19 protein-coding genes and 2 pseudogenes are annotated in these 20618 nt (G+C 40.0%); 17 read left to right on the forward strand and 4 right to left on the reverse strand.

Translation table 11 applies throughout. The features are described 5' to 3' along the window. Together rfbB and FERPE_RS00590 are read left to right on the forward strand one after the other, a co-directional pair. Window positions 1-1077: a dTDP-glucose 4,6-dehydratase gene (gene rfbB, locus FERPE_RS00585; protein ID WP_014450747.1), complete on the forward strand. Its 1077-nt coding sequence runs from the start codon at window positions 1-3 to the stop codon at window positions 1075-1077. After that, on the forward strand, window positions 1055-2485 hold the full coding sequence (locus FERPE_RS00590) for a lipopolysaccharide biosynthesis protein (protein ID WP_014450748.1): 1431 nt from the start codon (window positions 1055-1057) through the stop codon (window positions 2483-2485). Before rfbB ends, FERPE_RS00590 begins: the two co-directional genes overlap by 23 nt. Window positions 2486-2600: 115 nt before the next feature. On the opposite strand, the gene FERPE_RS10420 is transcribed toward FERPE_RS00590, so the two are convergent. Further along, window positions 2601-2789: a hypothetical protein gene (locus tag FERPE_RS10420; protein ID WP_155804071.1), complete on the reverse strand. Its 189-nt coding sequence runs from the start codon at window positions 2787-2789 to the stop codon at window positions 2601-2603. Between the two features lie 512 nt (window positions 2790-3301). Between FERPE_RS10420 and FERPE_RS00595 the strand changes: the two genes are divergently transcribed. Further along, window positions 3302-3583, forward strand: coding sequence for an AbrB/MazE/SpoVT family DNA-binding domain-containing protein (locus FERPE_RS00595; protein WP_014450749.1), 282 nt, complete (start codon window positions 3302-3304; stop codon window positions 3581-3583). Beyond that, the gene (locus FERPE_RS00600; protein WP_014450750.1) at window positions 3580-3909 is read left to right on the forward strand and encodes a type II toxin-antitoxin system VapC family toxin; all 330 of its coding nucleotides are present in this window, start codon (window positions 3580-3582) and stop codon (window positions 3907-3909) included. The genes FERPE_RS00595 and FERPE_RS00600 overlap by 4 nt, the downstream gene beginning before the upstream one ends. A gap of 372 nt (window positions 3910-4281) precedes the next feature. Here the strand turns inward: FERPE_RS00600 and FERPE_RS10525 are convergent, their stop codons facing one another. Then, window positions 4282-4464, reverse strand: a complete 183-nt coding sequence (locus tag FERPE_RS10525; protein ID WP_231882302.1) for a DDE-type integrase/transposase/recombinase — start codon at window positions 4462-4464, stop codon at window positions 4282-4284. A 146-nt stretch (window positions 4465-4610) separates the two neighbouring features. Between FERPE_RS10525 and FERPE_RS10300 the strand changes: the two are divergent. Then, a pseudogene (locus tag FERPE_RS10300) lies at window positions 4611-4898 on the forward strand (zinc ribbon domain-containing protein); the annotation flags it as partial. Between the two features lie 304 nt (window positions 4899-5202). Here FERPE_RS10300 and FERPE_RS00610 read toward each other — a convergent pair. Further along, window positions 5203-5640, reverse strand: coding sequence for a hypothetical protein (locus FERPE_RS00610; protein WP_014450751.1), 438 nt, complete (start codon window positions 5638-5640; stop codon window positions 5203-5205). Between the two features lie 221 nt (window positions 5641-5861). Between FERPE_RS00610 and FERPE_RS00615 the strand changes: the two genes are divergently transcribed. The 3 genes from FERPE_RS00615 to FERPE_RS00625 all read left to right on the forward strand — a co-directional run bounded on the left by FERPE_RS00615 (window position 5862) and on the right by FERPE_RS00625 (window position 9448). Continuing rightward, window positions 5862-6980, forward strand: a complete 1119-nt coding sequence (locus FERPE_RS00615) for an AAA family ATPase (protein WP_014450752.1) — start codon at window positions 5862-5864, stop codon at window positions 6978-6980. Between the two features lie 295 nt (window positions 6981-7275). Continuing rightward, window positions 7276-8355 (forward strand): non-hydrolyzing UDP-N-acetylglucosamine 2-epimerase, encoded by a 1080-nt coding sequence (gene wecB / locus FERPE_RS00620; protein ID WP_014450753.1) that lies wholly within the window; start codon window positions 7276-7278, stop codon window positions 8353-8355. Window positions 8356-8359: 4 nt separating this feature from the next. After that, complete coding sequence (locus FERPE_RS00625) at window positions 8360-9448, forward strand: glycosyltransferase (RefSeq protein ID WP_014450754.1); 1089 nt, start codon at window positions 8360-8362, stop codon at window positions 9446-9448. A gap of 20 nt (window positions 9449-9468) precedes the next feature. Here FERPE_RS00625 and FERPE_RS10530 read toward each other — a convergent pair whose 3' ends face one another. After that, window positions 9469-10419: a DDE-type integrase/transposase/recombinase gene (locus FERPE_RS10530; protein WP_011993230.1), complete on the reverse strand. Its 951-nt coding sequence runs from the start codon at window positions 10417-10419 to the stop codon at window positions 9469-9471. 125 nt (window positions 10420-10544) lie between these two features. On the opposite strand from FERPE_RS10530, the pseudogene wecB (FERPE_RS00635) reads away from it, so the two are divergent. The 9 genes and pseudogenes from wecB (FERPE_RS00635) (at window position 10545) to FERPE_RS00675 (ending at window position 20605) form a co-directional block, all read left to right on the forward strand. Beyond that, window positions 10545-11596, forward strand: a pseudogene (wecB, locus tag FERPE_RS00635) (non-hydrolyzing UDP-N-acetylglucosamine 2-epimerase). Window positions 11597-12069: 473 nt separating this feature from the next. After that, the gene (locus FERPE_RS00640; RefSeq protein ID WP_014450756.1) at window positions 12070-13089 is read left to right on the forward strand and encodes a D-isomer specific 2-hydroxyacid dehydrogenase family protein; all 1020 of its coding nucleotides are present in this window, start codon (window positions 12070-12072) and stop codon (window positions 13087-13089) included. After that, window positions 13074-14534 carry a gluconokinase gene (locus FERPE_RS00645; RefSeq protein ID WP_014450757.1) on the forward strand — a complete coding sequence of 487 codons (1461 nt, stop codon included), beginning with the start codon at window positions 13074-13076 and terminating at the stop codon, window positions 14532-14534. Before FERPE_RS00640 ends, FERPE_RS00645 begins: the two co-directional genes overlap by 16 nt. A gap of 12 nt (window positions 14535-14546) precedes the next feature. Next, window positions 14547-15302, forward strand: coding sequence for a FadR/GntR family transcriptional regulator (locus tag FERPE_RS00650; protein ID WP_014450758.1), 756 nt, complete (start codon window positions 14547-14549; stop codon window positions 15300-15302). Between the two features lie 13 nt (window positions 15303-15315). Beyond that, window positions 15316-15936 carry a bifunctional 4-hydroxy-2-oxoglutarate aldolase/2-dehydro-3-deoxy-phosphogluconate aldolase gene (locus tag FERPE_RS00655; RefSeq protein WP_014450759.1) on the forward strand — a complete coding sequence of 207 codons (621 nt, stop codon included), beginning with the start codon at window positions 15316-15318 and terminating at the stop codon, window positions 15934-15936. 33 nt (window positions 15937-15969) lie between these two features. Continuing rightward, window positions 15970-17520, forward strand: coding sequence for a gluconokinase (locus FERPE_RS00660; protein ID WP_014450760.1), 1551 nt, complete (start codon window positions 15970-15972; stop codon window positions 17518-17520). A gap of 18 nt (window positions 17521-17538) precedes the next feature. Continuing rightward, window positions 17539-19053, forward strand: a complete 1515-nt coding sequence (locus FERPE_RS00665) for a tripartite tricarboxylate transporter permease (protein ID WP_014450761.1) — start codon at window positions 17539-17541, stop codon at window positions 19051-19053. 32 nt (window positions 19054-19085) lie between these two features. After that, on the forward strand, window positions 19086-20039 hold the full coding sequence (locus tag FERPE_RS00670; protein WP_014450762.1) for a tripartite tricarboxylate transporter substrate binding protein: 954 nt from the start codon (window positions 19086-19088) through the stop codon (window positions 20037-20039). Window positions 20040-20107: 68 nt separating this feature from the next. Beyond that, a complete protein-coding gene (locus FERPE_RS00675) occupies window positions 20108-20605 on the forward strand; it encodes a tripartite tricarboxylate transporter TctB family protein (RefSeq protein ID WP_014450763.1) in 498 nt (165 codons plus the stop codon). The last annotated feature ends 13 nt before the right edge of the window (window positions 20606-20618 follow it).

Consider the following 20618-nt stretch of genomic DNA (forward strand, 5'->3'; position numbering starts at 1 on the left):
ATGAAATACCTTATCACCGGTGGTGCAGGTTTTATTGGAACAAACTTCATATATTACATGCTCGAAAACCATCCTGAATATGAATACGTTTGCTTGGATAAGCTAACGTATGCAGGTAACTTGGCAAATTTGCAGAAAGCAATGGAGTATAAAAATTTTCGATTTGTCAAAGGTGATATTGCTGACAGAAAGTTCGTTTTTGATTTATTTGAGCAAGAGAGATTTGATGTAGTAGTGAACTTTGCAGCAGAATCACATGTGGACAGGTCGATAGAAACTCCTGATGTGTTCCTTGTCACAAATGTACTCGGTACTCAAGTTTTACTCGATGCGTCCAGAAAATTTGGTGTTAAGAGGTTCCATCAAATTTCCACAGATGAAGTGTACGGTGATTTGCCACTTGATAGACCTGAATTGAAGTTCAAAGAGACAGATAACCTAAGGCCATCTTCGCCATATTCAGCATCAAAAGCATCAGCAGATTTGCTTACACTTGCTTATTACAGAACGTATGGACTACCTGTGACAATTTCAAGGTGTTCAAATAATTATGGACCGTATCAATTTCCTGAAAAGTTGATACCGCTGATGATAATCAATGCATTAAATGACAAAGAGCTTCCGGTATATGGGACAGGACAGAATGTAAGAGATTGGATATATGTGACAGACCACTGTGAGGCAGTGGATATAATCTTACAAAAGGGAAAGGAAGGGGAGATTTACAATATTGGAGGAAATTGTGAGAAGAAGAACATAGATGTTGTTAGGACGATACTCGAGAAGCTGGGAAAACCTGAGAGTTTGATAAAGTTTGTGAAAGATAGGCCTGGACATGACTTAAGGTATGCGATGGACACAAGTAAGATGAAGGAAGAATTTGGTTGGGAGCCCAAAGTGAGTTTTGAAAAGGGAGTTGAAAAAACCATAGAGTGGTATCTGAATAATGAACAATGGTGGAAAGAAATAATCAATGGGGAATACTTAGAGTATTACAGAAGAATGTATAACGATAGACTGAAACAAGGTTATACCCTTCCTAAGGAGGCCATAAATGAGCACGAGAAAATACTTTAAATCTTTTCTTTCCTTTTCAATTGGCACGTGGTTGCGTGCGTTCATTTCTATTTTCACAACACCAATAATCACTTACTTGATAAATCCTGAAGAATTTGGTAAAAGTGCGATGTATGCAACAGCTTTTGGTGTAATTAACACAACTGTGCTTTTTGGAACCGACCAGGCTTTCGTAAGATTTTTTTATGACTACGAAGAAGACAGGAAAAATGAACTTCTTTGGTCATGTCTTTTGCCTTCTGTTTTTATTGCTACTATTCTCTCGCTGTTTGTCTTAGTTCTGTCGGACAGAATCAGCGTAGTGTTGTATGGTCAGAGATATGATTTTATAAACCTCATACTCGTTGTAAATATATACCTGTCGTTGTTCCAAAGGTACAACCAATTGATAGTAAGGATGTTAAAGAAAGGGATGCTCTATTCTTTGATAGACATAGTTGCCGCCATTTCAACAACAGTTTTTACGATAATCTTTGCACTGATCAGTCGCACATTTTACTCGGTAATTTTGGGAGGACTTGTTGGAACACTGCTTGCACTTTTAGTAGGTATTTCTCAAGGGAAGAGCTATTGGAGGGTAACGAAACCAAGGAAAGAAGAGTTAAAAGAAGTTCTTAAGTATAGCGCTCCATTTGTGCCAACCATGTTGTTGTTTTGGTTGTTTAGTTCAATAGATCGAATAAGCCTAAGGCAATATAGCACATTTGTGCAGATAGGAATTTACAGTGCGGCCTTCAAGGTTGTACAAGTACTAACCTTAGTACAAAGTGGTTTTACCACATTCTGGGTACCAACAGCGTATGAAAGATACTCAAAGGATAATCAGGATACATCATTCTTTGTGAGAGCCAATGAAATGGTAAGTTTTGTTATGTTTTCGGTTGGTTTTCTTCTTTTGGGGTTTAAAGATATATTGTTTTTGTTGTTGGCAAAGTCATATAGAGAAAGTAGTATGGTGTTTCCATTCTTAGCATTCTTGCCAATAATGTATTCTATTTCTGAAACAACGGTAGTGTGGATAAACTTTAAGAAAAAAAGTTATTGGCATGTGTTGATAACGATGGTTTCCGCTTTAACAAACTACATCGGAAATACAGTATTAGTCCCGATTTACGGAGCCAGAGGTGCAGCAATATCAACCGGGGTATCGTATATTGTATTTTTCTGGATGAGGACTTTAGTTGCGATGAAGTTGCATCCGAAAGCAGGATACAATTTGAAGAAAGTTACACTGGTAACTGTTTTGATGACAACTGTTGCGTTAATTGAGACGTTTCAAAACAACGTTGCGGTGAATATGGTTTTGGGAACATTGGGGATAATAATTACGATAATTGTTTACAAAGAACCTTTTACGCTAGTAAAAAAAGAGTTTTTGGATGTTCTAAAGGCGGGACTTTTGAGGTAATCATATGAAGCCTGAGGTTAAACCAGGACTTCTGGAGATATTCTTTTGTAGGCAAACAGTTTGATTTTGCAAAGTTTTGGTATACCCCATGAATACAAAGACCACAAACAGCTCCTTACCACCCCATTCCAAGCACCCACATCGGGATACAATTTCTAACAGGCAGGTCTATATCGTCTCGGATGGCAAAATCTGCCAGTTTTGGGTTTTTGTTTGCTCCTCCGATTTCCAAGCGAATCTCGTTGAAAATTAAATCTGCTTTTATTTCGTCTTTTTCAGCCAATAGTGTTCCACGATTTTTCAATGTGAAGACATTCTGTTTCTAAGGTTCTAAGGCATTGTAAATAACAGGGTCAGCGAAGAATATCTTTGAACCTTTGGAGCTTGGCTTTTCAGCCGGTGATTTTAAGTAATTGTAATTAAACCGACTTGCGGCATTGCATAGAGAACTTGGTAGAGTTTTTGTTTGCTCATAGCCCAGTCTTTGCACATGGTCTCGACGTTAATGTTGACTATTGCTTTGACGGTTTTCAGTGAGTTTCCCAGCAAATCATACAAACATTTATGCATTTTCTAGGGAGGTTTTCTCTCAGTAAAATTTCCTTCCTACTGCTGGTTTGTAAATTGCCAGTCTGTAATTTGCCCAGACTTTCGTGATCCTAGATCGTTTTTACATTTCTCTTCTGAGCGATTTTCTTAGTATTTGCAAGTTGTCTTTGCTAGAAACACCTTTCCAAATTTTTAATGTCATTATAGATTTTGCATAATAAAGCTAGAATAACATGATATAATATAATTATCCAGGAGGTGATAGTAATGCATGAAATTGTACAGTCTTCCGCTATTATTTCAAGTAGAGGTCAGGTGCAGATTCCAGCAAAAATACGAAAGGCAATAGGTGCCCAGACGGGAGATTTGGTCATCTTCCGTATGCTTGATGATGGAACTATTCTGATGAAAATAGTGAAAAGGAAAAGACTTTCTGAGTTGTACGGCTCTTTAAAATCAGGTGTGAAGTTTTCAAGTTTGGAAGATGAGACAGAGAACACCAAAAAGATGTGGACGGCTAAGAGGGAAAGTGAGAGGATGAAGAGATGAAAAAATACTGGATTGATGCAAACATCATCCTAAGATACTTGCTCAACGATAACGATGAATTGTCACCAAAAGCAAAGCATGTAATGGATATGGCGGATAAGGGAGAAATTACACTATTAGTATCTGTGATAACCATTGCTGAGGTTGTATGGGTATTAGAATCGTTTTATGAAATTGCAAAATCCCAAATCGCAGATACTTTGTCGGTATTTGTGTCATCAAGAGGTATAGAATGTGAGGAAAGGGACAACGTGCTCTTGGCTCTTGAGGGCTCAAGTCAAGGAACGTGGATTTTATTGACGCATACCTTGCGCAACATGCTCTAAGCTCAGATGCAGATGGAGTAATAACTTTTGACAAGAAACATTTTGCAAGATTAGGCGTGAAAATATTTGAACCAGACGTTTTTCTAAAGTAGCATCGTTTCTGATAGTCAGAAAGCTCACTGGGGACGTCTGATATTGCTGTAGTTCCTACTAGCTGAAGGGCAATCGTTCTTGGTGTGTTTTTATTGGTTGTGTTGGCTTATTGAAATAATTCAATTCACTATAGGGGATATTATTGTAAAAGAAAAAGTTATACACAAACGACAAGTTCTACGAAAATCTCGAATCTTATACTATCTCCCGGAAAAATGAAAAAGAATGATGTGCTGATGATGAAAAAAATCGAGAAGTATTTCGGAAAAACAGATAGTGTTAACTTATAGTGATGAAAGAGTGTAAGTGTGAAAGAATGAGATTGATATTACCATTGTGCGTTTTCCAAAGATTCTTCACTACACAAAAACCTCGAATATGTCTCGCTAAATTCTTCTTATTCTTCAGTCCTCGCTTGAGTCGGAAAAAGTCTTTCAGCAATGAAAACTTGGATTCACACATGTTTTTACCAAATGATACTGCTTGGCCAAGAAAGCATTGAGTTATTCATCTTGGGGGACCTGCTTTTGTCAAGAGTTGGTTGAGGGGTGTCCCCTCTTTAAAGGATAATGCGGTTTTTGGAAAGTTTCAATACTTTTAGTTAACATTATCAAGCACAGGTACTGGGGAGTGAAGTGAAACTTGTCCCAGAAGAATATACGAGCCCGATCTGCCCAGTATGTGGCGACAAGAATCATGCAGATGGTCGGAACTATGAATGCAAGAGTTGCGGATTTAGATATCACAGGGACGGAGTAGGCGCGATAAACATTTTGCAAAGGTATCTTGGAAAAAAATTCCAAGTAGTAGCGGGATTGGCACCCGTCAGAGGAGTGAGGTTTAAACCACACCTCTGTGGCCATGGAGTTAAAAACGCTCCATGGAAGGCAGCCTAAATGAGCAGCTAAGAATCCCACCCCCTTTAGGGAATTGGGAGTGTCAAGTGAATATTGGCTCTTGATAAAAGGACGTCGAGAAGAGGTATTATGTTTCTTTGGTCTACCTTTCTTATGTTCAACAATGCCAGAAATTAGAAAGTTTTTGATCCAAGTTTGAACACTATGCTCATAAACACCTAAGAGAAAAGCAACTGTACTTTTTGGAAGGTGTTCATCCAACAATGTTGTAAATGACCAGTTCCATGCCTGAATTAAAATAGCCGACCAGGGATACCCCGGTCGGTTTTTTGGTATTTTCTGCTTAGTCATCTTCTCCATCAGAGTAAAATAGTTCATTGACTTCTGCCAACTCGTCAGGAGAGACGTAGTCAAAGCGAATGGGTGTGAATGGCAAGTGTGTGCATTTTGGGGGTTTTTTGCCGTACATCATTATCGATACAACCTTGTTTCGTATGTACCAATTGAGAAATTGTTCTTCATCACCCCTTCCGTCAAATTCTTGTAAGCCTACCATGAGAATATACCAGATTGTTTGTTCAAGGTCTTCGTAAGAATAAAGGAAGGCTTTGTTGATACCCCAAAAGTAAGCAGTCCAACGACGGACAAGATGTTTGTAGCTAAGAACCTTATTGTGCCATTGGTTGATGTCTTCCGAGCATTTTTCTGCCGGGAGTTTTTCTTCTGCTGCCCCATCCGCAAATTGTTTTTGAACGTGCTTTTGTTCGTTTTGTTGTTCCATTGGAAAAACCTCCTTGCAGAGAGTTTTTTTGAGGATGGTTACCAGTGGGGGATATGTATACTAATGTATACATATAATACCAAAATTTAAGCCCCTGTGTCAAGGGGGATATGTTGCAAAATTATAAAACCACCCGTCAATTAGATGTATCTACCAATTTTGCACTATTTTTGGAAAATTTTTTGTCACAAGGATGGATACAACTAATTGGAGGTGGTTGTATGGGGAGTTTTGTTAATCCGTTTAAGATTGGCAAGACGTACACTCCAGAGAATTTTATTGATAGAAAGGAAGAATATAGTTATTTGTGCAATGCAGTTGAGAGTGGGAACAATGTTGTGGTTGTTGGTCCACGAAGGTTTGGTAAAACTTGGTTGCTCCAAAAGTTCATTGTTGAGAGTGGGTACCCTGTAATTTATCTTGATTTGTTTGGTTCTTTTTCATTGAAAGGTTTTGTGCAGAAGATGATGAAGCAGGCATACGAGTTGCTGAAAGGTAAAAACCCTATGAGCTTTGTGGGTAGGTATCTTAAGCATATTGCAAAGCATGTGAGTTTTTCTTTTGATGTTGGTGGGATTTCGTTTTCGATAGATAACGATTTAAGCGATGAGGTACTCATTGAGCAGATGTATGAACTATTGGAAGGTGTGCAAAAAGATTTAAAGAAGAAGTTAGTTGTTGTGCTCGATGAGTTTCAGGCTTATAAATCTATTAATGAGAAGCTACCGGAAAGTTTGAGAAGTTTATACCAAACGCAAAAAGATGTAGTGTTTGTTTTCTCAGGTTCAATGAAGCACATGATTGAAGAGTTATTCTTTGAAGAGTCAGGGGTTTTGTATCATTCGTGTTTGCGAGTAGATATTGGAAAGATGCTTCCTGAAGATGAGAGTGTTGAGTATATCGTTGAAAAATTTAATAGCACTGGAAAAAAGATAACATTGGAGGATGCAAAGAGGATATATGGGCTCACGAAAGGACATCCATATTTTCTCCAACTTCTGTGCTATGAGCTATGGGATAAGGCAGGGGAGCTGATAAGCAAGGAAGAAATAGATGTTATTTTCGATGGCCTTTGTGAAAGGGAATCGTATGGGTATGAGTTAATAATTGAAACGCTTGAATACAAATATTTAAAAAATGTGCTAAAATTAATTAGTGAGCAAACAGATGGTTATTTTAGTATTGCCAACCTTCAGAAATACAAAATCCCGAATGCCACTACGTTAAATAACTTGCTTAAGAAGCTTACCGAGCGTGGAATAATCGAAAAGTTCGGTAGGGGAAAATACCAAATAATTGATCCGTTGTTTGAAAGGTATGTGATGGTGAGAATGGAATGACAAAATTTTGCAGGTGCTTTATGAAAGTTTTACTGCTTACATATTTCTGCCCATATGTGAGTAACAGAGTTTGTGGTTGAAAAAGGGCCAAAGTTTGAAGGTAGAGTTGCCAAAAAAGTTGTTGATATGCTATTAAATGGATATGACGCACCAATGATTTATTGAGAGGCTCAAATACTTGGGAGAATAATGTGGAGATGGAAAAAATTTACGAAGAAGTTGTCGCCAAAAGACTAAAGGGTTTCTGATAAATGACCGATGGAAAATTTACAATCAATAGTTTGGAGGTGCCTTTGTGAGAATAGGTATTGTTTTTGGTACAAGACCAGAGATTATTAAAGTTGCACCTGTATATTTGAAAGCAAAGGAAATGGAAAAAGATGGCATTGAGGCTGATTTTATCTGCACTGGTCAGCACAGGGAAATGGTCGATATGATGAAGGGGATTTTCAACGTTGAAGCGGATATCGATATGAATATCATGACAGCAAATCAAACGCTCAATGAGGTGATGTATAAGGTCGTTCGTGGATTCGAGGAGTTGTTAAAAGAAAGGCACTATGATTGGATTTTTGTTCAGGGCGATACAACTACGGCAATGGCAGCAGCACTTGCTGCGTTCAATAGAGGTGTGAAAGTTGGGCATATTGAGGCAGGTCTTAGAAGTGGGGATTTGTACGACCCGTTCCCTGAAGAGATGAATAGGAGGGTTATCGATCAAGTTTCCGAGAAAATGTTTGCACCAACGCAGAGAGCTAAGGAGACGCTTTTAAAAGAAGGGTTTGATGAGAAAAGAATCATCGTTACAGGCAATACCGTAATCGATGCTCAGATGTACGTTGTAAATCATTTTGACCTTGAGAGCGTGAGAAAGAAGATAATAGACCATGAGAATTACTTTCTTGTGACTTTGCACAGAAGAGAGAACATAGGTCAACGAATGAGAAATATATTGAGGGCGTTAAGAAAATTCTCTGAAAAAGAGGGGATAGAAATCGTCTTTCCAGTGCACAAGAATCCAAAAGTTAGAGATATTGTATATACTGAATTAGATGGCTGTAAAAATGCGCATTTGATAGAACCCGTTGATTATGTGGAGCTCACCGCTTTGCTCAAAGATGCGAAGTTTGTTGCAACGGACAGCGGAGGAATCCAAGAAGAGGCACCAACGTTTGGAAAGTTCGTCGTTGTGTGTAGAAAGACAACGGAAAGACCGGAGCTGATAGAGAGCGGATTCGGAATATTGGCAGGTACAGAAGAAGAAAGTGTATATGCTGCTTTAAACAGAGCGGTACGGTTTGTTCCAGGTACGTTGAAAAATCCATTTGGTGATGGATATGCATCTGAGAGGATCCTAAGTTCAGTTCTGAGGTGATTATATGAAAAAAGTTTTGATAATTGGTTATATGCACTCGAAATACGACAAGAGGGTTTACAGGACCGTTCAGGCACTTTCAAAGTATGCAAAGGTGATTTATCAATATGTGGTGAAAGAAAAAGAGAGTGAATATGAAGAAGGAAATGTGCGCTATGTGCCTATTGAAAAGAAAAGTGAGCCTACGAAGAACATTTTAGCCAAACTTCAAAGGCGAAGAAAGTTTGATAAGCAGGTTGTTGATTTGATAAAGAATACCGATTTTGATGTTTTGTACATGCATCATTTCTTACCATCGAAACCGATCGAGCCGTTTGAATATGCTAAGAGCATTGGAAAAAGAGTAGTATACGATATTCATGAATACCACCCAGAGAATTTCTTATTAACACTTTCTGGACCAGTTGGAAGGTTGAAAATTAATGTGGTGAGAAGATTATTTGAAAGGCAGATAGATTTGTCCGATAAATTGATATTTGTTTCTCCAGAGCAGATGAGATATTCGCTGGGTGAAAGAAAGAAAGATGTTTTAGTCGTGCCAAACTATGCAAGTATAGCGGTCTGTAGTAGAGAGAAAAACAAGGAAATAGTTTTTGTTGGGAAGGTAGCAAGAGCTCTTGGTGATGAAGAACAAGCAATTAAAAAGCTTATTAACGAAGGATTTATTTTCAAAATAATAGGCATGGAGTCGAACGTTTTCTCAAATATAGAGCATGTCTACACCGGTTTTCTGCCATACGATGAGATGATGAAAGAAATATCGAAAGCAGCATTTTCCTTGGTTTCATTTAAAACGATAGAAAGGGAAGACTACAAGAATGACTTGTGGTCTTTACCACACAAATTCTACGATTCGATAGCCGCAGGAACACCGGTAATTGTTAAGCAGAGTTTTGTGTCAATGAGTAAGATAGTTGAAGAATTGGGGATAGGTGTGGTGATAGAGCCGAAGGATGTTGAAGGTTCCGTGAAAAAGATTTTAGATGCCTATAACAACTACGATAAACTTATTGAGAATGTTGAAAGACACAAGAATAAGTTTGTTTGGGATGAGACGAAAGAGAAAGAGTTTGTCGAATTTGTCCTTGGGTAAAAAATAAACGTGAGATAGTGTTAACTTGTAGTGATGAAAGAGTGTAATTGTGAAAGAATGCGATTGATATTGCCATTGTGCGTTTTCCAAAGATTCTTCACTACACAAAATCCTTGAATATATTTCGCTAAGTTCTTCGTATTCTTCAGCCCTCGCTTGAGTCGGAAAAAGTCTTTCAACAATGAAAACTTAGATTCACATTGATTGTTTTTACCGAGCGGTACCACTACGTGATTGATATTTCTGAACAACAGCTTTACTGCACTTTCATATGCACCAAGTCCATCAGTAATAAGTTCAATGTTTCTAGGTTTTGAATTACCAAAGAACTTCTCGAGCAATACTTTGACTTGTCCCATATCACGATACTTTGAGACATGCCAACAAAGAATTAAGTTAGTTTCGTGATCAACTAATAGCCAAACATAGTACTTTTGTTCTTTGAACACAAGAACAGTTTCATCAGCATGAACTGAGAAAACATTTTCGATGGTAAATGTTGGAAAAAGTACAGAGAATAAAGTACACAATTTAATAACCCATTTGTATATGGTGACATGAGATACTTTGATATTAAGAGAATGAGCAAGAGAGCGATAAGACATATTGTGTTTCATATACAAAACAAAAGCCTTTAAGACGAAAAAGATAGGGAAGCGGAAATATTTAAATTTCTCAGGAATAAGGGTGACTGGTTCGGGGAGGTTAAAAGGTACTCTATCTTTGGTACGACAAGCTCTACAACGGAAGACAACGAAAGAGCGACGGACTTTGTAAATTTGCATAGATTTACCACAAGAAGTGCATTTGGGATAAGGGAAAGGGAAGTTTTTGCGTTTTTGAGAATGGGAGAGTTTGAAAGAATGATGGCAGAGTTTGCAAAGGAATTGTTGGTTACCGTATTTGTCATGACCGTTTTTGTATAAGCTGGTGGAACCGCATTTTGGACAAGAGAGCGTTGAGTTGTTCATATCGGGATACCTCCTTTGTCGAGAGTTGGTTGGGGGGTGTCCCCTCTTTATAAGGATAATGCAGTTTTTGGAAAGTTTCAATACTTTTAGTTAACATTATCAAACGTGATTTGGGAGGTTATAGAATGAAAGTTCTTTCCTTAGTCGGTGCAAGGCCACAGTTTATTAAGGAAGCGGTTTTACACAAGGAGTTTGAAAAGGCGGGAGTTCAAGAAGTTTTGGTTCATTCAGGACAGCATTATGACTTCAACATGAGTGATGTGTTTTTTGAAGTACTTGATATCCGTAAGCCCGATTATTATCTGAACGTAGGTTCAGGGTTACATGGCGAAATGACTGGAAAGATTATGATTGAATTTGAAAGGGCGTTCTTGAAGAAAAGCCAGATGTGATTGTTGTGTATGGTGATACCAATACCACACTCGCTGGTGCAATTGTTGGTGCAAAATTGAAGATTCCTGTAGCGCATGTTGAAGCAGGCTTGAGACAAGAGCCAAAGGATATGCCTGAAGAGATTAATAGGGTGCTTACAGATAGGGTTTCAAAGTATTTGTTCTGTCCGACCAAGCTTGCTGTTGAGAATTTGAAAAAGGAAGGAATCGTTGATGGTGTGTATTTTACTGGTGATGTAATGTACGATTTGTTTTTGATGATGGAGCCGACTTTTAAATACGATGTATTCGAGCTTTTAGGTCTTGAAGAAGAGAATTATATCGTTATGACCCTCCACAGAGATTTCAATGTGGATAACAAAGAGAAGTTTGAAAAGATTTTGAGCGAGGTTGCAAAAGTTGCAGAGCAGATTAAAGTTGTCTTCCCAGTCCATCCAAGAACCCGTAAGAGAATTTCTGAATTTGGTTTGGATGGGTATTTGAAAAATGTTACAGTAATCGACCCAATCGATTATTTGAACCTTATGGGCTTGGTGAAGAAATCTTGGAAGGTTATTACCGACAGTGGTGGGTTACAGAAAGAAGCGTATTTTGCAGGCAAACGAGCTGTTGTTGTAATGCCGGATACAAGCTGGCGAGAGCTTGTTGAGAGTGAGTGGAACATCTTAGCAGATGGTGAAGGAATTTACGATGCTGTGTTTTCTTCTCAAGAAAGGCCATATCCAACAGGGCTGTATGGAAATGGCGATGCAGGCAACAGGATAGTGGAGATTTTGAAGCAGTAGTGACCTGCGTGTTTGAAGATATTCCCTTGACTCTAAGACTAAACAGAATATCTCCGTTGTGCAAGAAGCACGACGCAATTACAAGCCCTCATCATGATTTGGTGGGGGCTTTTGTTATCTTGGTTCATTTCCAAAGTTCAACATACGATTGCCACTCCTACTATACCTGAAAAATTCCATGTCAACACACGTGCAGAATTTTACTAAGAAATTTGATAGTTTTGTGGAATCCTAAGCTAAATGTAAACTTTACCTATGATAGAAATTTTGTTAGCTTTGCGAAATTTCAAGAGAATTTCCATAAATGAAAGGAAGCAAAAGAAATGTTTAGATTGACGAAGATAACCGTCGCTATTTGTAACTCATGACTCTTGGAAAATGGAACGTATGAGTGATATGATACGTAACGAAACTGGTAAGACCACTATACCATCATACCTTGTATATCTAGTCAATCTATGGAGGTGTCTCGTGTGAAGAGCAAAGTTGCAATTGTCAATTCAAGCAGTTTCGGAAAGTATTTCCCTGAGCATGTTGAAATACTTCAACAAAAGTTTGACGTTCAGAGGTTCGATTTACCACCGAAATTGAGTGGTAGAGAGTTGGCAGATGTTCTTAAAGGTTTTAAATACATAATTGCAAGTACAACACCTTTCTTTGATAGCGTGTTTTTTGATAATGTCGAAGGTTTGGTACTGATATCAAGACACGGCCTTGGGTATGACAACATCGATGTAGGTAAAGCGACGGAGAAGGGAGTTATAGTAACCAAGGTTCGTGGAGGTGCTGAACGCGAGGCGGTTGCAGAACATGCGATAGCCCTTTGTATGTCAGTTTTGAGGAAAGTTCCTCAGTCGTATAGCAAGGTGTTGCAATCAAAGTGGTCGGAACGACAAAAGTTCTTCGGAATTGAGTTGAAAGGTAAGACAGTGGGAATAATTGGATTTGGGAATATTGGAAGCCGTGTTGCAGAAATCGTGCACTTTGGTTTCAATGCAGATGTTGTTGTATATGACCCATTTGTGGCTGAAGAAAATATGAGTTACGTTAATGCAAGAAAGGTAGAACTTAACGAGCTCGTTAAATTGTCCGATGTAATATTCATCTGCGCGAAGTACACAAAGGAAAATTACCATATTCTGTCTACAAACGAATTCGAGATGATGAAAGAAGGCGTGTACATAGTAAATACTTCGAGAGGGGAACTAATTGATCAAGAAGCGCTTATTCAAGCGTTAGAATCCGGCAAGGTTGCTGGTGTAGGGCTCGACGTTGTTGAGGGTGAGCCGATAAACGGGGAGCATCCTCTTTTGAGATTTGATAATGTCGTGGTCACACCTCATATTGCGGCGTACACTTTTGAAAGTATAAAGGCTATGGGTGACAAAGTGGTCAGTGACGTTCTTCGAGCTGAAGAAAGAATAATACCGGAGGAAGTAGTGAATGTTGCAGTAATAAAGAAACTGGAGGAAGAAGGATGGAAAAAGATTTGATTCTTGCTGTGGACGTTGGAACGACTTACTTGAAAGCGGGATTGGTTGATGCAGAAGGTAATATCCTGAGGTCTTGTAGAAACAAGATTAGGATGGATGTTGACCCGTCCGGAAAAGCTGAGCATAATGTTAAAGACCTCTCAAGACTTTTGCAGAAAACGATGAAGAAAGTAGTTGATGGATTTGAAAAGCGTGTAGCCGCTATTGTTCCATCCACATATATCTTTGGTTTGATGTTGCTTGATTCGAATAATGTTCCGCATTCGAATATGATTACCTTAGCAGATACACGAATCAGAGAAGTTATGTGCGACTTTAAGGGCTATTTCGATAGAGACTTCATTTACTCAAGAACAGGTATGCCTCCAACGTTTCATACCGCGCTTGCAAAGGTTTTTTGGAGCCTAAGGAGGCTTCAAATTGAGGATCTAAGGAAAGTGAAGTTCGTGTCGTGTAAGGATTACATCGTTCTTCTTTTGACCTCCAAGCTTGCGACTGAACCAAGTACGGCTTCGTCAACAGGGTACTTCAATACGTTTACCTTGGACTGGGATGATGATATTTTAAGCTTTTTGGGAATAAGTAGAAATAACCTGCCTGAGATACTTTCACCTTACACGGTGATTCCGTTGAAAAAGGAAATTTCTGACTATCTCGGGTTGCCAAGAGATGTTGGAGTGGTAATGGGTTTGTACGACGGTGGAGCTGTAGCTCTTGCTAGTGGTGTTTTTGGGAATAAAAGAAGAGCTGTAGTAAACCTCGGAACCACAGGGATGGTTCGAGTTATCTCAGAGCGGCCTTTCATATCTTCCACCCCCATGCTTAAGACTCAGACTTTGTATCTGTGCAACGGTAGGTGGTTCCCTGGAGGTTCCGTGAATAACGCAGGTTCTGTAATTGAATGGCTGAGGAAAGTTTTAAGGATAAACCTTGATAAATTTCGTTCACATGAAGTTAAACCGGTCAAAGGATTGCTATTCCATCCTTATATAACTGGTGAGAGGGGACTGGAGTTCGGTAGCGAAGCAAAAGGGATGATTCAAGGGCTTGAATATAAGATTTCTGCTGAAGATATACTCACAGCAGCTTTGGAAGGTATTTCATTCACGTTGCGAATGATGGTAGAACCCCTTATAGAAAAAGGCATTGGTTTTGAGAGAGTGACTGTGTCTGGTGGAGGAACAAAGTTGAAGCAATGGCTTTACATACTTGCGAATGTTCTTAAGAAGGAAGTTGAGGTCTCACGGTTTGAAGAACCCGCTCTCGTTGGATCTACGATGTTGGGAGGTGTTTCATTAGGCTGGTTTGATTCGTTGAATGACGCTACAAATCATATTGTTAAGGAAGGAATGATCGTGACACCGGACCAAGAGTTAGTTGAAACGTACGATGAGAAGTTTGATGCTTTTTTGGGTTCTCTTAAACGTATGTACATTGAAAAGTGAGGGGTGAACTCCTTGTTTGAGGAGATTGATAAGACCCAAACCTCCGAAAAGATTGTTGAGGAAATCGTTAAATTAATATCGAGTGGCAAACTTAAACCGGGACAGGCGTTACCACCGGAGCGAGAGTTGGCTTCACGACTGGGTGTCAGTCGAGTGGCCTTAAGAGAAGCGATAACGTCTCTTGCAATGCTGGGAATTGTTGAGAAGCGCTGGGGGAAGGGTAATTTTATCTCGGAACAGCTGAATTTGTCAATTGTTCAGAGGTTTACGAAACATTTAATAATTTCAAAGCAACTGGAAATATTTGAGGTTATGGAGGCAAGACTTGCAATTGAAAGTGAGTTGGCTGCTTTCGCTGCCCTTAGACGAACTGAAGAAGATATCGAAAGGATTCAAAAGGCGCTTGACAAATACTTGAACACAAGTCGAAAGAGCATCAAGAGAGTTGAGTATGACAAGGAGCTTCATTTTGCAATTGCGAAGGCCGCTAAAAACAGTATTCTGGAAAGCCTCCAGAATGCCGTGATGAATAAGGCTTTTGAGGTTATTAAGATCACGACGAAGGTAGGTATTGCGTACAAAAATACGGAAGAAGAACACAAGAGAATTGTTACCGCGATCATCAGTGGGAATCCCGAATTGTCGAGAATAGAAATGACCAAACATTTATTGATGGCAACGGAAAGGGTTTTCTCCTCAGAGAAAGTTTTGGATAAAGCGGTTTCTGAAAGATTACAGTGCTTAATAAAAGGTTTACTAACGAAGTAGGAGGGATTTTAGGATGCACAAAGACGAAGTAGCTGCTTTGATCGAAAAGGAACGGTTTATAGCAATTTTGCGTACCAGCAGTACGGAAGATGCAGTAGAAAAAGGTGTTACCCTGAGCGAAGAAGGTGTCAAGTTGATTGAAGTAACCTTTACAGTTCCAAACGCAACGGAGGTCATAAAAGAACTTAAAGAAAGGTGTCCGGATGCTGTTATAGGCGCTGGTACCGTCATTAATTTGGACATGTGTGTTGAAGCGCTGGAAGCCGGTGCTGAATACATAATCTCACCAAACTTTGATCCGGAAGTTTCAAAGTTTTGTGCAGAGAGAGATATTTGCTACATTCCCGGAGTTATGACACCAACTGAAATTGTGAATGCCTATCTGGCTGGTAACACTATTCTCAAGCTTTTTCCTGGAGATATTCTAGGACCAGCGTTCATCAAGGCTATGAAGGGGCCATTCCCGAACGTGAATTTTATTGTCACAGGCGGAGTTTCACCAGACAACGTTTTAGAGTGGCTCAAAACAGGTGCCTTTGGTGTTGGTATGGGTGGTTCTCTGGTAAGTGGATCAAAAGAAGAGGTCAGGGAAAGAATTAGGAATGTATTGAAGAAGATAAGGGAACTTTCTTAATGTACTTCAATTTATGGACGGTGGTGTTGTGGGGTGAAGCGTTACTATATTGGAGTAGACGTTGGAACTTCGAGTACTAAGGCTGTTGTCTTCGATGAAGAGGCACTTGAAGTTAGGTACAAAGCTGTTGAGAACTACGCGTATAGTTTCGATGAAAAGATCGGCATTACTATAAGACCGAAAGATATTGAAGCGGCTCTGGAAAGATGTCTAAGAGATGCAGCGAATTTCTTGAGAGAGCTTTCTTCGGATAGGAAAGAAATATATTTGGTCGTAGATACTATGTTGCACTCGTTACTTTTCTTAGACAGCGATATGAAACCTGTTGCCAACATCATCCCATGGACCAATGATTTGGGAACAACAGAAGCGATCAAAATCCTCAAGAACGAATCGGTAGCGACGCTCTTACATAGCAGAACAGGTTGTCCTGTTGCGCCAACGTATCCATTCTACAAGTTAATATGGTTTTCAAAAAATGAGCAAGATTTTCTGAAACAAGTGACTAAGATTGCGTCTGTGAAGGACTATATAATCCATCTCCTTACGGATTCACATTTCGTTGATAAATCAATCGCAAGTGGTTCGGGCTGCTACGATATTAGAGCTGATAGATGGGCAGATGACTTGCTGAGAGATTTTGCTAAGGTTGATTCATCAAAATTTCCAAGTGCAGTTTCAGGAAATACGGTGCTAAAACCCAGTAAATTCTTGACGAGCTTATTCGATGAAAAAAATTTCGATCTAAGGGTCATTGTTGGAACCTCTGATGGAGCTGCATCGAGTATGGGGACAACGTTCGGCGATAGTAGTTTGATTACGATATCGATGGGAACAAGTGCTGCGATCAGAAGAATCACCAGTAAGATCCCTGATGTTGAAGATATGCCTGGGTTTGGCCCGTGGTGCTATATATTCGATGATAACAACTATATAGTCGGAAGCGCTACAAATAATTGCGGCAATGTTTTGAACTGGTGGAAAGATAACTATCTGAAGTCAAGTGATTACACTCCATACGAACAGACTCTTAACCGGATTTTGAACGATGAAGCAAGGATTCAAAAACCTAATAACTATAGGGTACTTTTTAAGCCAACTGTTTTTGGAATGCGCTCGATCAGGTGGATACCGTATCAGAAAGGAGAGTTTTATAATTTATCACCACATACAAGTGTTGATGACTTAACAGCCGCAGTTATCGAAGGGTTGGTGTTTAAGTTTAGAAGAGCCGTCAATGTGGTCGAGGAAGTCACACGCAAACTATTAGGAGACGTTACTGGATTTGTGGCTTCAGGAGGGTTGTTGGAAATACCGGGGTTCGGGAACTTGCTCTCAACCGTATTGAACCGAGGCATTTTTTACAGGAGTAATAGGTACGACGCTGTGCTTGGAACCGTTCTTTTTGCTCTAAGATTAGTCAACAAAGCCCAGTTCGAAAAGTTTGTGAATACCAACAAGGAAACGAAAATCATATCGCCGACATTGAAATTTGTGGGCTTTTACGAAGGTCTGTATCAAGCATGGACTGAAAAAATAGAGGAAAGTGAAAAGCGCACTCTTGATGAAATTCTAAAGAGCTAAACCTTTGGGGGTGTTATTGTGGAGGCTTTCTTGAAAACGTTCCAGGTAGGTATACCCATAGTGTTAAACCCGCAAAATCTTTTAATAATAGTTATTGGTACAGTCTGGGGGCTGATATTTGGTGCGGTCCCAGGGCTCACAGCAACGATGGGTGTCGCTTTGGCGTTGCCCCTAACGTATGGTCTAAATCCATATAGCGCATTGGCTCTGTTAAGTGCAATTTACGTTGGCGCTATATCGGGTGGATTTATCTCAGCGGGGTTGATAAATATTCCGGGAACTCCTTCATCTATTGCAACAACATTTGATGCTCATCCCATGGTGAAAAAAGGACAGGCACCACTTGCGATGGGAATTTCTCTTATGAGTTCGTTGTTCGGTGGGCTCATAGCGGTATTCGCGATGATAATAGCTACCTATTCATTGGCCCAAGTGGCCTTGAAGTTCGGCCCGTTTGAGTATTTCGCACTTGGTATCCTCGCATTTGCTGGTTGTATTGGAATGTTTGAAGGGGGAATAGTGAAGAATACCCTCTCAATACTTCTCGGACTTCTTATTGCTACAGTCGGAGCAGACCCACTAACAGGTGTTAAGAGGTTAACGTTTGGAATTGAGAATCTTATTGCAGGAATAGATATTCTGCCACTTCTAATAGGATTGTTTGGTTTGAGTGAAGTATTTGTAGCCATAGAGCAGCGCTCGAAGTTTGTTGTTCCGCCAGAAACTAAAAAGATGAGAATGGGTTTCAAGGTGGTCCTTGAGTCGACGAAACTGATATTCAGCCAGCCGATTAATTTCATCAGGTCGTTGATTATCGGTTTTATTATAGGGGTGTTTCCAGGCGTTGGTGGGGCAACCTCCAGCGTTATAGCTTATGGACTTGCCAAATCGTATTCCAAACATCCGGAAAAGTTCGGAACGGGAATCCCAGATGGTGTAATAGCTTCTGAAACCGCCAACAACGCTACCATCGCCGGAGCACTGGTTCCTCTGTTGTCGCTCGGAATACCTGGTGATTCAGTCACTGCGATGATGATTGGAGGGTTTATGATACACGGAATGATCCCGGGACCGATGCTGTTTGCGGAGCATGCTGACAGTGTTTATACAGTGTTCGCATCTCAGATCCTTGCTAACATAACGATGGTTGTACTTGGGCTCGTACTGATGCGATTTATTATATCTGCCTTAAGCGTCAAGTCATATTTCCTCTACCCGGTTATAACCATCGCGATGGTTGTTGGTGCTTATGGACTCTACAACAGGGTCTTTGACATCTGGGTAGCACTCTTCTTTGGGTTTGTTGGGTACGTCTTAAGGAAAGCAAACTTTCCTCTTGTACCTCTTATAACTGCTTTCATACTCGGTCCTATTGTTGAAAAAGGGCTCAGACAAGCTCTCGCATTGTCAGAGGGTAGTTTAATGCCACTGTTCACAAGACCTATTTCGCTAACTCTAATAATACTTGCGGTATTTCTCTTTGTTCTTGGGCTATACATCAACGCGCGCGTTGCAAAGAAACAAAGTGCTTAAACTTATCCTTATACCAGGAGGTGTGGTGTGTTATGACAAGAAGGTTAGTGTTTTTGGTTCTTAGCGTTTTGCTGACATTACTTCTGGTCACACTTAGCTTCGCCGCTTATCCGGAAAGACCGGTAACTGTTGTTGTTCCGTATTCAGCAGGTGGTGCAAGTGATATAACAGCAAGGCTCATAGCAGAGTTTTGGAAGAAGTACACTGGCAAAGAAATGATAGTAACCAATGTTGTCGGAGCAGAAGGAGCGGTTGCAGCCAGACAAGTGCTTCAGACAAAACCAGATGGTTATACCGTACTTTGGTACCACCAGGCCGTATTGGGAAACTACTACCTTGGCGTAGCGGATATAAAGTGGACGAACTTTACACCGGCGTGTATCGTAACAAAGACCTCGAGAATAACTGCGGCACGGGCAGATGCTCCCTGGAATAATTTGAAAGAAGCTATTGAAGATGCAAAGAAAAATCCGAAGAAGTACGTGTACGGAGCCGGTGCAGGTGGAATAGCTTATTTGGAATACGCTCCGATCGAGATGGCAGCTCCAGGTGCATTCAGAGTGGTTCCTAACGAGGGTGGAGATGCGCAAAGAATTGCTGCCTTACTTGGTGGCCACGTCGATATTGTTCCATTAGCTCTTGTCTCAGCCGTTCAGTATATCAAGAACGGGCAAATCAAGGTTTTGGCTGTGCACGATGATCAACCAGACCCGTTCATACCCAATGCGCCAACGGCAGCTTCTCAGGGACTTAGGAGTCTGAAATTCCCGATGACAAACACGTTTTTCTTCCCTCCAAGAACTCCGGCTAACATAGTGAACGAGTTCAACAAGATTATTGAAAAGATAGTAGCCGACTCAGAATTTCAAAAGAAGTTGGCCGAAGTTGCATACGCAGTCCCGTTCTTTAAGACTGGAAACGATCTGTTGAATTTCTGGAGAGAACAGGAAGCAGTTTACATGAAAGCAGCTCAAGTAGTTAAATGAGAAATACAACAGTGGGGGGCAACGTGCCCCTCACATATTCAAACTAAGAGCTGGGGAGGAATCATCATATGAAAAAATTGACTAACATACTAAAGAACCTAATATTCCCAATAATATTTATCGTTGTATCGATAGTAAGCTATATACAAGCTGCATTAATTCGAACCCTTCGATTTGGCGGCTCACTCGGTGGAGATTTCTTTCCAAAACTGATTTCTCTACTTACATTACTGTTCTCCATTTTGTGGCTGGTAATGGAAATCCGAAGTCTGAAGAAGAAGTCTCAGGTTGCAGAATCTTCAAATGATGCAGGTCATAATGTTGGATTTCGCAATTCTCTACTGTTTTTGATAATCTTCGCTGCTGCGGTATGGCTCATGAAATACGTGGGTTTCCTGCTTTCCGCGTTCTTGATAGTTTTCTTTAACTACATTTTCTTGAAAGATGAGATGAAATTGAAAGATCTGCCGTTAGCTATCGCATATACGGCGGTTGTTTCTTTTGGAATCTGGTATCTCTTTGAGAAAGTCTTTGAATTGGTTTTTCCGAGAGGCATTTTCTGGTAAGTTGGGTTGTTCT

Source organism: Fervidobacterium pennivorans DSM 9078, from assembly GCF_000235405.2.
Lineage (GTDB): Bacteria > Thermotogota > Thermotogae > Thermotogales > Fervidobacteriaceae > Fervidobacterium > Fervidobacterium pennivorans.

Bases quoted from the DNA above. Each gene is read 5' to 3' on its own strand.
- rfbB (WP_014450747.1), top strand. From the start codon at position 1: ATGAAATACCTTATCACCGGTGGTGCAGGTTTTATTGGAACAAACTTC.
- FERPE_RS00590 (WP_014450748.1), top strand. From the start codon at position 1,055: ATGAGCACGAGAAAATACTTTAAATCTTTTCTTTCCTTTTCAATTGGC.
- FERPE_RS00595 (WP_014450749.1), top strand. From the start codon at position 3,302: ATGCATGAAATTGTACAGTCTTCCGCTATTATTTCAAGTAGAGGTCAG.
- FERPE_RS00600 (WP_014450750.1), top strand. From the start codon at position 3,580: ATGAAAAAATACTGGATTGATGCAAACATCATCCTAAGATACTTGCTC.
- FERPE_RS10525 (WP_231882302.1), bottom strand. From the start codon at position 4,464: ATGTGTGAATCCAAGTTTTCATTGCTGAAAGACTTTTTCCGACTCAAG.
- FERPE_RS00610 (WP_014450751.1), bottom strand. From the start codon at position 5,640: ATGGAACAACAAAACGAACAAAAGCACGTTCAAAAACAATTTGCGGAT.
- FERPE_RS00615 (WP_014450752.1), top strand. From the start codon at position 5,862: ATGGGGAGTTTTGTTAATCCGTTTAAGATTGGCAAGACGTACACTCCA.
- FERPE_RS00625 (WP_014450754.1), top strand. From the start codon at position 8,360: ATGAAAAAAGTTTTGATAATTGGTTATATGCACTCGAAATACGACAAG.
- FERPE_RS10530 (WP_011993230.1), bottom strand. From the start codon at position 10,419: ATGAACAACTCAACGCTCTCTTGTCCAAAATGCGGTTCCACCAGCTTA.
- FERPE_RS00645 (WP_014450757.1), top strand. From the start codon at position 13,074: ATGGAAAAAGATTTGATTCTTGCTGTGGACGTTGGAACGACTTACTTG.
- FERPE_RS00655 (WP_014450759.1), top strand. From the start codon at position 15,316: ATGCACAAAGACGAAGTAGCTGCTTTGATCGAAAAGGAACGGTTTATA.
- FERPE_RS00670 (WP_014450762.1), top strand. From the start codon at position 19,086: ATGACAAGAAGGTTAGTGTTTTTGGTTCTTAGCGTTTTGCTGACATTA.
- FERPE_RS00675 (WP_014450763.1), top strand. From the start codon at position 20,108: ATGAAAAAATTGACTAACATACTAAAGAACCTAATATTCCCAATAATA.